Source organism: Vibrio sp. 2130-1 (genome assembly GCF_033339515.1).
The window spans coordinates 69,620-82,896 of record NZ_JAWOUT010000017.1 but is presented as its reverse complement, the minus strand read 5'-3'; the positions used below and the strand labels follow the sequence as shown (position 1 = coordinate 82,896).

The window sequence follows — 13,277 nt, the reverse complement described above, 5'->3', positions numbered from 1 at the left end:
TATGGAAAAGACATACAACCCAACTTCAATCGAACAAGCTCTGTATCAGACTTGGGAAGAGAAAGGCTACTTTAAGCCACACGGTGACACTACTAAAGAATCATACAGCATCATGATCCCGCCACCGAACGTCACTGGTAGCCTACACATGGGCCACGCGTTCCAAGATACGATCATGGATACGCTTATCCGTTGTGAACGTATGAAGGGTAAAAACACCCTTTGGCAAGTAGGTACTGACCACGCTGGTATCGCAACTCAGATGGTTGTTGAGCGTAAGATCGCTGCAGAAGAAGGCAAAACAAAACACGATTACGGTCGTGAAGCTTTCATCGACAAAATCTGGGAATGGAAAGGCGAATCTGGCGGCACTATCACTAAGCAGCTTCGTCGTCTTGGCGCATCTGTAGACTGGGATCGTGAACGCTTCACGATGGACGATGGTCTATCTAACGCCGTCCAAGAAGTGTTCGTACGTCTGTACGAAGACGATCTAATCTACCGCGGTAAGCGTCTAGTTAACTGGGATCCAAAGCTACACACAGCGATTTCAGATCTAGAAGTAGAGAACAAAGACACTAAAGGCCACATGTGGCACTTCCGCTACCCACTAGCAGATGGCGCTAAAACAGCGGATGGCAAAGACTACATCGTTGTTGCAACGACTCGTCCAGAGACCGTGCTAGGCGATACGGGTGTTGCAGTTAACCCAGAAGATCCACGTTACAAAGATCTTATCGGTAAAGAAATCATCCTTCCTATCGTTGATCGTCGCATCCCAATCGTGGGCGATGAGCACGCAGATATGGAAAAAGGTACTGGCTGTGTGAAAATCACACCTGCGCACGACTTCAACGACTACGAAGTAGGTAAGCGCCACCAGCTACCAATGATCAACATTCTGACTTTCGACGCGAACATCCGCGACTCAGCAGAAGTATTCAACACTAACGGCGAAGCAAGCGACGCTTACAGCACTGAGCTACCAGCTAAATACCACGGTATGGAGCGTTTTGCCGCTCGTAAAGCTATCGTTGCTGAATTCGACGAGCTAGGCCTACTTGAAGAAGTGAAAGATCACGATCTACAAGTTCCTTACGGCGACCGTGGTGGCGTGGTTATCGAACCAATGCTAACTGACCAATGGTACGTACGTACTGCGCCTCTAGCGAAAACCGCAGTTGAAGCAGTAGAAAACGGCGACATCCAATTCGTTCCTAAGCAATACGAAAACATGTACTTCTCTTGGATGCGTGACGTTCAAGACTGGTGTATCTCTCGTCAGCTATGGTGGGGTCACCGCATCCCAGCTTGGTACGACAACCAAGGTAATGTTTACGTAGGTCGCACTGAAGAAGAAGTTCGTAAGAACAACAACCTAGAGTCTGTCATTGAACTTCACCAAGACGAAGACGTACTGGATACGTGGTTCTCTTCTGCACTATGGACGTTCGGTACTCAAGGTTGGCCAGAGCAAACTGACGATCTGAAAGTATTCCACCCTTCAGACGTTCTAGTAACTGGTTTCGACATCATCTTCTTCTGGGTTGCGCGCATGATCATGATGACCATGCACTTCGTGAAAGACGAAAACGGCAAGCCGCAAGTACCATTTAAAACGGTTTACGTTACTGGTCTAATCCGTGACGAAAACGGCGACAAGATGTCTAAGTCGAAAGGTAACGTACTTGACCCAATCGACATGATCGATGGTATCGACCTAGAGTCTCTCGTAGAGAAGCGTTGTGGCAACATGATGCAGCCTCAACTAGCGAAGAAGATCGAGAAGAACACTCGTAAGACGTTTGAAAACGGTATCGAAGCATACGGTACAGACGCACTGCGTTTCACTCTTGCAGCAATGGCATCAACAGGTCGTGATATCAACTGGGATATGAAGCGTCTTGAGGGTTACCGTAACTTCTGTAACAAACTATGGAACGCAAGCCGTTACGTAATGATGAACACAGAAGAGCAAGATTGTGGCTTCAACGGTGGTGAGATTGAATACTCACTAGCAGACAAATGGATCGAGTCTCAGTTTGAACTTGCAGCGAAAGCGTTCAACAACCATATCGACAACTTCCGTCTAGATATGGCTGCGAACACGCTTTACGAATTCATCTGGAACCAATTCTGTGACTGGTACCTAGAGCTAACTAAACCCGTTCTATGGAAAGGTACTGAAGCGCAACAGCGTGGTACTCGCCGTACACTAATCACGGTACTTGAGAAGACTCTACGTCTGGCTCATCCTGTGATTCCTTACATCACTGAAACTATCTGGCAAAGCATCAAGCCACTAGTTGAAGGTGTAGAAGGTGAGACAATCATGCTTCAAGCACTGCCTCAATTCGACGAAGCAAACTTCAACCAAGAAGCGCTAGATGATATCGAATGGGTGAAGGCGTTCATTACCAGCATCCGTAACCTACGTGCTGAATACGACATCAACCCTGGTAAGCCGCTTGACGTTATGCTGAAAGCAGCAAATGCAGAAGATGCCTCTCGTCTAGAAGCAAGCAAGCAAGTACTGATGTCACTAGCAAAGCTAGAAGCAGTACGCGTGCTTGAAGCTGGCGAACAAACTCCAGCGTGTGCAACGGCACTGGTTGGCAAGTCTGAGCTGATGATCCCAATGGCGGGTTTGATCGACAAAGATGCAGAGCTTGCTCGTCTAGATGGCGAAATCAAGAAGACGCACGGCGAAATCAAGCGTATCGAAGGCAAACTTGGCAACGAAGGCTTTGTAGCGAAAGCACCTGAAGCTGTTGTTGCTAAAGAGCGTGAGAAGCTTGAAGGCTACAAAGAGACACTAGCTAAGCTAGAAGAGCAGAAGACAACGATCGCTGCACTTTAAGCCTCAGTGAAAGAGAAGAACTAACACTTCTCACTTTGAATCCAAAGGTTGGCCATCATGGTCAACCTTTTTTGTATATCTTTCACCAAAAACCATCATCAATAGCTTTCCCCTATCGCAACAATACTCATCATCCATTAGCATTAATGAGAATTATTATCGATAATGAACTCATCGAAACAAACACGATTGAGTAATTATCATGAAAAAGACACTAACTTTCGCAGCACTGCATTTTACTATCGCATTTAGTGTCGCTTACGTACTCACAGGCGACATTCTAATTGGTAGTTTAATTGCCATGATTGAGCCTTCAGTGAACACCGTAGCCTTCTACTTTCATGAAAAGGCATGGGCAAAAGTCCCAGCACTTAAAGCTCGTCAGTGGATGACCAAATTAAAAACCGCAAGCTTTGCGACCGTGCACTTCAGCGTCGCTTTTACCGTGGTTTACTTACTAACAGGTGATGCATTTGTCGGCGGCGTAATGGCGATGCTAGAGCCGAGTTTGAACACGGTGGCTTACTACTTCCACGAGAAAGTATGGATGCGTAAATCATCAGAAAAAGCTCCAGCACCGCAGTTTTGTTTACATCACCATGCTTAAACATGGAGGCTCACTACGTCTCCTAACGAGAAAAATGACATTTACCATTGACAAGGTTGCGCACCGCAATTAATTTAATTGCGGTGCGCAACTTTATTTTTAGAGGTAAGTGATAATGAACGCTCGTCAACTTCGACACTACTCCCGTCAAGCCGTCCGATTGCTTGGTATGCTTGATAAACAATGCGGCGATGTCGCTCTCACTCCAGTGCAAGCGCACGCATTGGGTGAAATCCAATTGCAGCCATTGACCATCAATCAGCTGGCACAGCAGCTTAATGTCGACAAGTCCAACGCGAGCCGAACCGTTACTGGTTTGATTAAATTAGGTTTGGTCGAGAGCATCGAAAACCCAAAAGACAAACGTAGTCAACTCGTAGCGATTACAGAGCAAGGCCAACAGGCGTTATCGCAACTGGACCAACAGCAAAACCACTTCTTTGAACAGCTGCTTACCCAACTCGATGACAGCGAGCAAGAGCAACTCAAACTTGGTCTAGAGACTTACCTAAAAGGGCTAACAAAAGTGTGTCAGGCTGAGGAATACGTTCTTCGACCTCTTACTAAAGCAGACAACCCGCAAGTCGCAGATGTGATTCGTAAAGTCTCTGCAGAATACGGCTTAACCGCAGACAAAGGCTATGGTGTGGCCGATCCAACGCTTGATGATATGTATTCGGTTTACAATCAAAACAGGGCCGCCTACTGGGTCATTGAACATCGCGGAGAGATCGTTGGTGGCGGTGGCTTTGCCCCTTTAGCTGGCGAGCCAAATGTGTGTGAACTACAAAAGATGTACTTCTTACCTCAAATACGAGGGCACGGTTTAGCCAAACGCATCGTCGCATTGAGCTTACAATTGGCGAAACAATTTGGGTATCAGCAGTGCTATTTAGAGACAACTGAATGTCTGAGAGAAGCGGTAAGCTTGTATGAAAAGCTAGGCTTTGAGCATCTCGATACCCCGCTTGGACAAACAGGGCATGATGCATGTGAAGTAGTGATGCTTAAAACACTGTAATAAAGAGCATTACTAAGAGTTAAAGCACAACATGGGTAACACAAAGCTCCTGGCTCAAGGCAACAGTGAAGTTTTGGTGCTGCCCATCCAACTCAACAGACAACTGGTAGAGATCACTTGGATCAGGATCAGTAAGATCGGCATACTTTGGCGCTTCGATCTGGAATAAAGCGCTCGCATGCTCCGCTCGGACATCAATAGGAATATGGTAAGTCATACCATTAAACTTAACCGATGCAGAGACCAGACCCGGCGCAAAAGTTTGATAGTACAAGTCTACTTTAAACTCGCAACCACCACCGTGGTGCCAAATCTGCTCGGTTGCCACGCGGTCTAAACGTACATTGCGAATGAACTGCAGATACGGTTCTTGCCATACCCCTAAGCGCTCGTCACTCTTTTGGTATTCATGATCTGCAAGTGAACACAACTCCGGTTTATCCTCATCCAACAGAAGATCTTCTTCTTCCTCAAGGAATAGGATCTCAAAACGGTTGCGCCCCATCTGCATGAACGGGCGAATGTCTTTCTTGTAGACATTTTGAGAACCGTCACAGTCAAACAATGCTACTCCGTTCAAACGCACTTCTGCATGGTAATCCACACCACCCAGCACCATTTCTACCGCTGGGAATGCCATCATGGATTCGTCCACTTCAATGTCATGCATCAGGTGCCACTCTTGCTGACGAATTGCTTCTTCTGTCAGTTCAGCTGGCAATACCTGACTCAAAGGAGCAGGGAAAGTAATGTCATCCTGTGGGATAGAAAGGTCCGTCAGTGGAGAGACTTGCCATAAACCGGCGAGTGAGAGTTGCATATACACCTTGAGCTAGATCAATTTTCACGCATTATAGGGAGAAATACCCTATAAACTCAATGTGAATTATTTATCGCCTCCACATTCGTCAGTTTTTCAAGGTATAAAAAAACCAGCGTTAAACGCTGGTTTTTCCAAAAGTAGTGAGCTTTGATTACTCGTCGTCTTCATCTTCTTCAGGGTAAAGCGCATCTTCGCCTTCGTAGTACGTACCCCAACCGTCATAGATGATGTCGTATTTTTCTGCCAAGTGAATCAATTTTTCAACTTGCGCATCAATCGCTTCTGCGTCTAGTGCGGACTCCATCGTCGCATCACAGCAAAGCAACTTGTTACCATCTTCATCTTCAGTTTCTTCTGCTTCAAGAACTTCAAAGCCCATCTTGAATGCTTCAACTACCGCTTTTTCTAGCGTGTCAAAATCTTCGGCAAACAGGTGGTGCTCAATTTCGTATAGCGAATCTGGATCGCTGCCATCTTCTAGCAATGCTGCAATGATATCGCGAGTCTCTTCCTTTTGAATCTCAATTAATTCTTCTACTGATAGATATTCATCTTCGTGAGACATGTTTTGGCTCCAGATTAGTTACTTGATGGAAACACAATACCCGATACTGAGTATGCTGATCCGGTGAAATATGGCATGGATTGCGATGAAAAGCCACAAACAAACATCATACCACTGCGATTCTTATCGGTTATTTGAATCTAAATATTAAACCGACCACACAAAGAAACAAAAAATTAACAAAGAATGGCGTTTTTTAATATTCAGAACATCCTAATTGACACTTAATGTGGTTATTTTCTCTTTCTATGCGTGTTTATGATGCTTTCTTGAATACACTCACGTATAAAACGAAGATGCATAACGAATAAATTCACTTTAATAATGCATAATTTAGAATAAAAATGCACATTTTATGCACTGTGCATGTATTCTTTCTCAACGGGAAAATTAGAATAAAAACGCACGCACTCTAATTTTAGTAAAATAGCATTTATATCTAATAATGAATTTCATAAGAATAAAAATAAAAATAAAAAACTCACAAAACCATAAACACCAGAATATAAACAAAGCTTGATAACTTGCATCTTTCTAGGAAGCTTGTCATAACTAATGGCTGGAAAATTTGTAAGGATACAAAATGAGCAAGCTGTACGTTGGATCAGAAGTTGGTCAACTTCGACGAGTTCTATTAAATCGCCCTGAACGCGCCCTAACCCACTTAACTCCGTCAAACTGTCATGAGTTGCTATTTGATGACGTTCTTGCTGTAGAAGCGGCAGGTGAAGAGCACGATGCATTCGCACGTACGCTGCGCGAGCAAGACGTTGAAGTGCTTCTCCTCCACGATTTACTGGTCGAAACCCTCGCCGTTCCAGAAGCAAAACAATGGCTGCTGAACACTCAGATTTCTGACTTTCGCTACGGGCCAACATTTGCGCGAGACCTACGCCAATACTTTTCAGAAATGGATGATGAACATCTTGCCTGCATCTTTTTAGGTGGCTTAGCTTACTCAGAGCTACCGATCTCCTCATCTTCTATGCTGCCAAAAATGAAGCGTCCTCTCGACTTTGTTATTGAGCCACTGCCTAATCACCTCTTTACTCGTGATACCTCATGTTGGGTTTATGGTGGTGTATCGCTCAACCCAATGATGATGCCTGCACGCCAACGTGAAACAAACCACTTACGTGCGATTTATCGTTGGCACCCAATTTTTGCTGGCCAAGATTTTATTAAATACTTCGGTGACGATGATCTGCATTATGATAATGCGAATGTCGAAGGCGGTGATGTGTTGGTTATTGGTAAAGGTGCAGTTCTTATCGGTATGTCTGAGCGTACGACTGCACAAGGTGTAGAGAACCTTGCAGCAAGCCTATTTAAAGCAGGCCAAGCGACCGAGGTGATTGCAATTGATCTGCCTAAACACCGCTCATGTATGCATTTAGACACCGTGATGACCCATATGGATGTAGATACTTTCTCTGTCTACCCAGAGATCATGCGCAAAGATCTCGACACATGGCGCTTAACACCAAAAGGCAACGGTGAAATGCATGTTGAAGCCTCACATAACTATCTGCACGCGATTGAGTCCGCCCTTGGCTTAGATCAGTTGAAAATCATCACCACTGGTGGCGACAGCTATGAAGCGGAACGCGAACAATGGAATGACGCCAATAACGTTCTAACTGTAAAACCGGGCGTAGTAATTGGTTACGAACGCAATGTATACACCAACGAAAAATACGATAAAGCTGGCATCAAAGTACTGACAGTACCTGGTAACGAGCTTGGTCGTGGTCGCGGTGGCGCTCGCTGTATGAGCTGTCCAATAGAACGAGACGATATATAACTTACTCGTCCCTTTACATTAGGTGAATCAAAACTAAGGTTGATGTGAATACATCAACCTTTTTTAGCTTTATTTAAAAATAATTATTCACAATAAAAGCATTTATATGTTTTAATAAATTCTATTAATCTAATCACATGTACTAAGGGACGAGCTATGGCTTTCAATTTACGTAACCGCAACTTTTTGAAGCTATTGGACTTCTCAACCAAAGAAATCCAGTTTTTGCTCGAACTGTCTGCAGAGCTGAAAAAAGCTAAATATGCAGGAACAGAGCAGAAGACACTTCAAGGTAAAAACATCGCACTAATCTTTGAGAAATCTTCGACTCGTACCCGATGTGCGTTTGAAGTCGCTGCCTTTGACCAAGGTGCTCAAGTCTCTTACATCGGCCCTTCTGGCTCGCAGATCGGTCATAAGGAATCGATGAAAGACACCGCTCGCGTTCTTGGTCGTATGTACGACGGGATTGAATACCGAGGCTTTGGCCAATCCATTGTTGAAGAGCTTGGTACTTATGCTGGTGTTCCAGTTTGGAATGGTTTAACGGATGAGTTCCACCCGACCCAGATCCTTGCTGACTTCCTGACTATGCAAGAGCACGGCCGTGGTAAACAGCTACATGAAGTAACCTTCGCTTACCTAGGTGATGCGCGCAACAACATGGGTAACTCACTTATGGTGGGCGCAGCGAAAATGGGCATGGATATTCGCCTTGTCGCGCCAAAAGCGTTCTGGCCTGAAGAAGAGCTCGTGGCAACTTGTCAAACTATCGCGCAACAAACCGGTGCAAAAATCACGTTAACAGAAAGCGTTGAGGAAGGTGTGAAAGGTTGTGACTTCCTATACACCGACGTTTGGGTGTCTATGGGTGAGTCTGCCGAGGCATGGGATGAGCGTGTAGCGTTAATGACACCTTATCAAATCAATATGAACGTGATTAAGCAAACGGGCAATCCACATGTGAAATTCATGCACTGCCTTCCAGCTTTCCACAATGATGAAACCACCGTCGGCAAAGAAGTCGCTGAAAAATACGGTATGAAAGGCCTTGAAGTAACAGAAGAGGTATTTGAATCGGAATACTCCATCGTATTCGACGAAGCTGAAAACCGTATGCATACCATCAAAGCCGTGATGGTTGCGACGCTAGGAAGCTAAACCAGCGCGCAAAAACAGCCGATAAAAACCATGATGTAATCGCTTGCGCTCACGAAAGTTAAGCGTATAATGCTCGGCAATTTGTCTGAGGATTAAGAAATGACCACGCTGATTGCTGACGTAAAAACGCGATTTGCTCTCGCTAAGCGACTACGCTTACGTGGTGTTATTTTCGTTAATTCTATTGAATTTTAAAACCTCCCCATTGGGGAGGTTTTTTTATGTCCAAAATTCCTTTCGGTTATTTGGATGTAGTCATCAATGTTATAGGGAAGAAGATCATGGCGAACTCGCTTTACCAGAAGCACATCATCTCTATTCCAGAGCTTTCACGCGAAGAACTGGAACTTATCGTAGAAACAGCAGGTAGCCTTAAAAAAGCACCTCGACCAGAACTGATTAAAAACAAAGTCGTTGCAAGTTGTTTCTTTGAACCATCAACACGTACACGTTTATCGTTTGAAACAGCGATTCAGCGCATTGGTGGTGACGTGATTGGCTTTGATAATGATGGTAATACCTCTCTGGCGAAAAAAGGCGAAACACTCGCAGATTCAGTACAAGTCATCTCTTCTTACGTCGATGCCTTTGTGATGCGTCATCCACAAGAAGGCGCCGCTCGCTTGGCCTCTGAATTTTCAAATGGCGTGCCAGTGATCAACGCGGGCGACGGTGCAAACCAACACCCAACTCAAACGCTACTCGACCTATACACCATCGCGGAAACACAAGGGCGTCTAGACAACCTGAACGTCGCATTCGTAGGTGATCTAAAATATGGCCGCACAGTGCACTCACTGACTCAAGCCTTAGCAAAGTTTAACAACATCCGCTTCTTCTTTGTTGCACCAGATGCGCTGGCAATGCCAGATTACATCTGCGAAGAACTAGATGAAGCTGGCATTCAATATAGCCTACACACAGACATGGAAAGTGTGATTCCTGAACTGGATATTCTGTACATGACACGCGTACAGAAAGAACGTTTTGACGAATCGGAATACGCACATATTAAGTCGGCTTACATCCTAACAGCGGCACTACTAGAAGGCGCGCGTGAGAACTTGAAAGTGCTGCACCCACTACCACGTGTGGATGAAATCACAACTGATGTTGATAAAACGCCTCATGCTTACTTCTTCCAGCAAGCTCAAAATGGCGTGTATGCTCGCCAAGCACTGCTGGCGCTTGTTCTAAACGAAACACTGTAATCGAGGGGAAAAATCATGGCTAAAGAAACTCAATTGCAGGTAGAAGCAATCAAAAATGGTACGGTCATCGACCACATCCCTGCGCAAATCGGCATCAAAGTATTAAGACTGTTCGATATGCACAATTCATCACAACGCGTAACGATTGGACTGAACTTGCCATCATCAGCACTCGGTCATAAAGATCTACTCAAAATCGAAAATGTGTTTATCAATGAAGAGCAAGCTAGCAAGCTAGCGTTGTATGCTCCTCACGCGACCGTGAATCAAATCGAGAATTATGAAGTGGTGAAAAAGCTCGCGTTAGAGCTTCCTGAGCGCATCAATGATGTATTTGAATGCCCGAATTCAAACTGTATTTCTCATAATGAACCAGTAGAAAGCAGCTTTAGCGTGTTCGAGAAAAAACAAGAAATCCGCCTAAAGTGTAAATACTGCGAGAAAGTGTTCTCACGCGAGATCGTAACCGAGCGATAAACACGCCGCACGACTAGGCTGTGATACGTTTAAAATACCCTGCAATGCCAGGGTATTTTGCTCTTTACCTACCGAGGGTTTAGAGGCAAACTGAGAATCTTTATTCCCTACAACTGATGGAAAAAATCAAATGACGAAAGTACTTCACACTGAGTCTGCACCAGCAGCAATCGGTCCTTACGTTCAAGGCGTAGATCTAGGTAACATGGTTCTTACTTCAGGCCAAATCCCAGTAAACCCAGCGACAGGTGAAGTGTCTGCTGATATCGCAGAACAAGCTCGTCAGTCTCTAGAAAACGTAAAGGCTGTAGTTGAATCTTCAGGTCTTAAAGTATCTGATATTGTAAAGCTAACGGTTTTTGTTAAAGACCTAAATGACTTTGGCACAGTGAACGAAGTTTACGGCAAGTTCTTTGATGAGCACGGCGTAGCAAACTACCCTGCACGCTCTTGTGTAGAAGTGGCTCGCCTACCAAAAGATGTTGGCATCGAGATTGAAGCAATCGCTGTTCGCAAATAATTGCACTTGCTGACAAACAATAAAAAACGGGTAGCTCAGGCTACCCGTTTTTTATTGTCTTTTCGTGATGATATCGCAGTAAAACTTAAGCAGCGTTGCGCTGTTTGACTTCTTCATCTAACGATTCAAGCTTCTCTTTCATCTGTTCACGACAGATATTCGCTAACTCGCGAATGCCCTCTTTACCATAGCCTTCAGTGCTGATTGGAGGTAGCATTTCAACAATCACATGACCATTGTTCCAACGGTTCAGCTTAATTTTATTCGTCGAGCTACATACGATAGGAATGATTGGCACACCTGCACCAATTGCCGCATGAAAAGCACCTGTTTTGAATGGCAGCAAACCACGTCCACGAGAACGCGTGCCTTCTGGGAACATCCACACCGAAACATCACTTTCTTTCATGCTGCTCACGACCTGATCGATAGTACCTTTTGCTTTAGAACGATTCGCTCGGTCAATCAGAATGTTACCCGTAAGCCAGTAAAGCTGACCAAACAGTGGCATCCAAGCCAAGCTCTTTTTACCTACTGTCACAACTTTCGGAGTCACAGCCGCAGAAACAGTAAACATGTCCCAGTTGTTCTGGTGGTTAGCAATGTAAACATGTTGGCCGCGTGAATACGCATCTTCAGGGATACGCAACTCTAACTTAATCCCAAACACACGAGACATCTTGGCAAACAAACGGCCAAAAGTGAAAACGTGCTTAGGGTTTCTAGGGCTTAATAGGCAGTAACCACAACCACCAATAAACATAACAATCGCAAAGATAGCGACAGCAAATACACGTAACAGTGCAATCATTCTTGTTCTCCAGGAACCGGCTTTTGCCAGATACAGCTATTAATATCTCTCTTTCCATAAAGGGAAAATATGGTCATGAGAGTGATATAAAAAAGCCGAAACTCAGGTTTCGGCTCTCTTGATATCCAAGTTACCTGCGGTGCAGTTTAACTTGCCTAGCTCACTCGCTCAATATTTGCGCCAAGTGCAGCCAGTTTATTTTCGATTTTGTCGTAACCACGGTCGATATGGTAAATACGATCAACGACGGTTTCGCCTTTAGCAATGCAACCTGCAATAACCAAACTAGCCGAAGCTCGTAGATCGGTTGCCATCACTTGCGCACCGCTAAGTGACTCAACATCACCACAGATAACCGTATTGCCTTCGATCTCAGCTTTAGCGCCCATACGCATGAGTTCTGGTACGTGCATAAAGCGGTTTTCAAAGATAGTCTCAGTGATTACGCCGCCACCTTTCGCCATCATGTTCAGTAGCGTAAATTGAGCTTGCATATCCGTCGGGAAACCAGGATGTGGCGCAGTACGTACACTTACCGCTTTTAGCTCGCGGTCGGTCATATCAACGGAGATCCAATCTTCACCCGTTTCGACAAGCGCGCCAGCTTCTTCCAGCTTGGCGAGAACCGCTTCAAGCAAATGAGCATTAGTGTTGCGACATACCACTTTACCGCCAGATACCGCTGCTGCGACAAGGAATGTTCCCGTCTCAATACGGTCAGCAACCACGTTGTGTTTACAACCGCCTAGGCGCTCAACACCTTCAATCGTAATGGTATCTGTGCCAGCGCCAGAGATTTTTGCGCCAAGCTTATTTAGGAAATCAGCGGTATCGACGATTTCAGGCTCACGCGCAGCGTTATCTAGTGTTGTTGTGCCTTCCGCCAGCGCTGCGGCACACATGATGGTGATCGTCGCGCCTACGCTGACTTTATCCATCACGATGTGCGCGCCTTTTAGACGACCATCCACTTCTGCTTTCACATAACCATCTTCTAATGTAATGGTTGCGCCAAGCTGCTCTAAACCAGAAATATGCAGATCCACAGGACGAGCGCCAATAGCACAACCGCCTGGTAAAGAAACCTGACCTTGACCAAAGCGCGCCACCAAAGGACCCAAAGCCCAAATAGAAGCACGCATGGTTTTCACCAAGTCATAAGGCGCACAGTATTCTGTAATACTGCTTGGATCAACATGAACAGAGCCATTGCGGCTTACTTTCGCGCCTAAACGCTTAAGCAATTCCATGGTTGTATCGATATCACGAAGGTGTGGTACGTTTGCCACTTCTACTGGCTCTTCCGCCAAGATAGACGCAAATAAAATCGGCAGTGCTGCGTTTTTTGCACCTGAAATGGTCACTTCACCAACTAGTGGTTTATCTGACCCAATAACTCGAAACTTTTCCATCAATA

13 protein-coding genes are annotated in these 13,277 nt (G+C 45.2%); 9 read left to right on the top strand and 4 right to left on the bottom strand.

The genetic code is table 11. The features are described 5' to 3' along the window. Window position 1: 1 nt before the first annotated feature. The 3 genes from R7Q09_RS20560 (at window position 2) to R7Q09_RS20550 (ending at window position 4,488) form a co-directional block, all read left to right on the top strand. Entirely contained in the window at window positions 2-2,860 is a 2,859-nt protein-coding gene (locus R7Q09_RS20560) for a valine--tRNA ligase (protein WP_025767623.1), read from the top strand. Window positions 2,861-3,062: 202 nt separating this feature from the next. After that, window positions 3,063-3,467 (top strand): DUF2061 domain-containing protein, encoded by a 405-nt coding sequence (locus R7Q09_RS20555; protein ID WP_005381078.1) that lies wholly within the window; start codon window positions 3,063-3,065, stop codon window positions 3,465-3,467. A gap of 115 nt (window positions 3,468-3,582) precedes the next feature. Next, window positions 3,583-4,488, top strand: coding sequence for a bifunctional helix-turn-helix transcriptional regulator/GNAT family N-acetyltransferase (locus tag R7Q09_RS20550; protein WP_318071109.1), 906 nt, complete (start codon window positions 3,583-3,585; stop codon window positions 4,486-4,488). Window positions 4,489-4,507: 19 nt separating this feature from the next. Here the strand turns inward: R7Q09_RS20550 and R7Q09_RS20545 are convergent, their stop codons facing one another. Both R7Q09_RS20545 and rraB read right to left on the bottom strand, forming a co-directional pair. After that, window positions 4,508-5,308, bottom strand: a complete 801-nt coding sequence (locus R7Q09_RS20545) for a glycosyl hydrolase 2 galactose-binding domain-containing protein (protein ID WP_104975633.1) — start codon at window positions 5,306-5,308, stop codon at window positions 4,508-4,510. Window positions 5,309-5,462: 154 nt separating this feature from the next. Continuing rightward, on the bottom strand, window positions 5,463-5,876 hold the full coding sequence (rraB, locus tag R7Q09_RS20540) for a ribonuclease E inhibitor RraB (protein ID WP_005381081.1): 414 nt from the start codon (window positions 5,874-5,876) through the stop codon (window positions 5,463-5,465). Window positions 5,877-6,459: 583 nt separating this feature from the next. Here rraB and arcA point away from each other — a divergent pair. From arcA to R7Q09_RS20510, 6 genes are all read left to right on the top strand, one after another. After that, the gene (arcA, locus tag R7Q09_RS20535; protein ID WP_005381082.1) at window positions 6,460-7,680 is read left to right on the top strand and encodes an arginine deiminase; all 1,221 of its coding nucleotides are present in this window, start codon (window positions 6,460-6,462) and stop codon (window positions 7,678-7,680) included. Window positions 7,681-7,836: 156 nt separating this feature from the next. After that, window positions 7,837-8,841: an ornithine carbamoyltransferase gene (locus tag R7Q09_RS20530; protein ID WP_318071110.1), complete on the top strand. Its 1,005-nt coding sequence runs from the start codon at window positions 7,837-7,839 to the stop codon at window positions 8,839-8,841. 99 nt (window positions 8,842-8,940) lie between these two features. After that, a complete protein-coding gene (locus R7Q09_RS20525) occupies window positions 8,941-9,036 on the top strand; it encodes a hypothetical protein (RefSeq protein ID WP_005381084.1) in 96 nt (31 codons plus the stop codon). Window positions 9,037-9,122: 86 nt separating this feature from the next. Then, window positions 9,123-10,052, top strand: coding sequence for an aspartate carbamoyltransferase (gene pyrB / locus R7Q09_RS20520; RefSeq protein ID WP_005381085.1), 930 nt, complete (start codon window positions 9,123-9,125; stop codon window positions 10,050-10,052). 15 nt (window positions 10,053-10,067) lie between these two features. Next, the gene (gene pyrI, locus R7Q09_RS20515) at window positions 10,068-10,529 is read left to right on the top strand and encodes an aspartate carbamoyltransferase regulatory subunit (protein ID WP_005381086.1); all 462 of its coding nucleotides are present in this window, start codon (window positions 10,068-10,070) and stop codon (window positions 10,527-10,529) included. Between the two features lie 130 nt (window positions 10,530-10,659). Beyond that, window positions 10,660-11,049 (top strand): RidA family protein, encoded by a 390-nt coding sequence (locus R7Q09_RS20510; protein ID WP_005381087.1) that lies wholly within the window; start codon window positions 10,660-10,662, stop codon window positions 11,047-11,049. A gap of 85 nt (window positions 11,050-11,134) precedes the next feature. On the opposite strand, the gene R7Q09_RS20505 is transcribed toward R7Q09_RS20510, so the two are convergent. Together R7Q09_RS20505 and murA are read right to left on the bottom strand one after the other, a co-directional pair. Then, on the bottom strand, window positions 11,135-11,860 hold the full coding sequence (locus tag R7Q09_RS20505; RefSeq protein WP_005381088.1) for a 1-acylglycerol-3-phosphate O-acyltransferase: 726 nt from the start codon (window positions 11,858-11,860) through the stop codon (window positions 11,135-11,137). Between the two features lie 155 nt (window positions 11,861-12,015). After that, on the bottom strand, window positions 12,016-13,272 hold the full coding sequence (gene murA / locus R7Q09_RS20500) for a UDP-N-acetylglucosamine 1-carboxyvinyltransferase (protein ID WP_005388419.1): 1,257 nt from the start codon (window positions 13,270-13,272) through the stop codon (window positions 12,016-12,018). Between the last annotated feature and the right edge of the window lie 5 nt (window positions 13,273-13,277).

What these genes read in the sequence shown, in the direction of transcription:
- R7Q09_RS20550 (WP_318071109.1), top strand. Translation starts at nt 3,583, where the DNA reads ATGAACGCTCGTCAACTTCGACACTACTCCCGTCAAGCCGTCCGATTG.
- pyrB (WP_005381085.1), top strand. Translation starts at nt 9,123, where the DNA reads ATGGCGAACTCGCTTTACCAGAAGCACATCATCTCTATTCCAGAGCTT.
- R7Q09_RS20555 (WP_005381078.1), top strand. Translation starts at nt 3,063, where the DNA reads ATGAAAAAGACACTAACTTTCGCAGCACTGCATTTTACTATCGCATTT.
- R7Q09_RS20530 (WP_318071110.1), top strand. Translation starts at nt 7,837, where the DNA reads ATGGCTTTCAATTTACGTAACCGCAACTTTTTGAAGCTATTGGACTTC.
- R7Q09_RS20545 (WP_104975633.1), bottom strand. Translation starts at nt 5,308, where the DNA reads ATGCAACTCTCACTCGCCGGTTTATGGCAAGTCTCTCCACTGACGGAC.
- R7Q09_RS20560 (WP_025767623.1), top strand. Translation starts at nt 2, where the DNA reads ATGGAAAAGACATACAACCCAACTTCAATCGAACAAGCTCTGTATCAG.
- rraB (WP_005381081.1), bottom strand. Translation starts at nt 5,876, where the DNA reads ATGTCTCACGAAGATGAATATCTATCAGTAGAAGAATTAATTGAGATT.
- arcA (WP_005381082.1), top strand. Translation starts at nt 6,460, where the DNA reads ATGAGCAAGCTGTACGTTGGATCAGAAGTTGGTCAACTTCGACGAGTT.
- R7Q09_RS20505 (WP_005381088.1), bottom strand. Translation starts at nt 11,860, where the DNA reads ATGATTGCACTGTTACGTGTATTTGCTGTCGCTATCTTTGCGATTGTT.
- pyrI (WP_005381086.1), top strand. Translation starts at nt 10,068, where the DNA reads ATGGCTAAAGAAACTCAATTGCAGGTAGAAGCAATCAAAAATGGTACG.
- R7Q09_RS20510 (WP_005381087.1), top strand. Translation starts at nt 10,660, where the DNA reads ATGACGAAAGTACTTCACACTGAGTCTGCACCAGCAGCAATCGGTCCT.
- R7Q09_RS20525 (WP_005381084.1), top strand. Translation starts at nt 8,941, where the DNA reads ATGACCACGCTGATTGCTGACGTAAAAACGCGATTTGCTCTCGCTAAG.
- murA (WP_005388419.1), bottom strand. Translation starts at nt 13,272, where the DNA reads ATGGAAAAGTTTCGAGTTATTGGGTCAGATAAACCACTAGTTGGTGAA.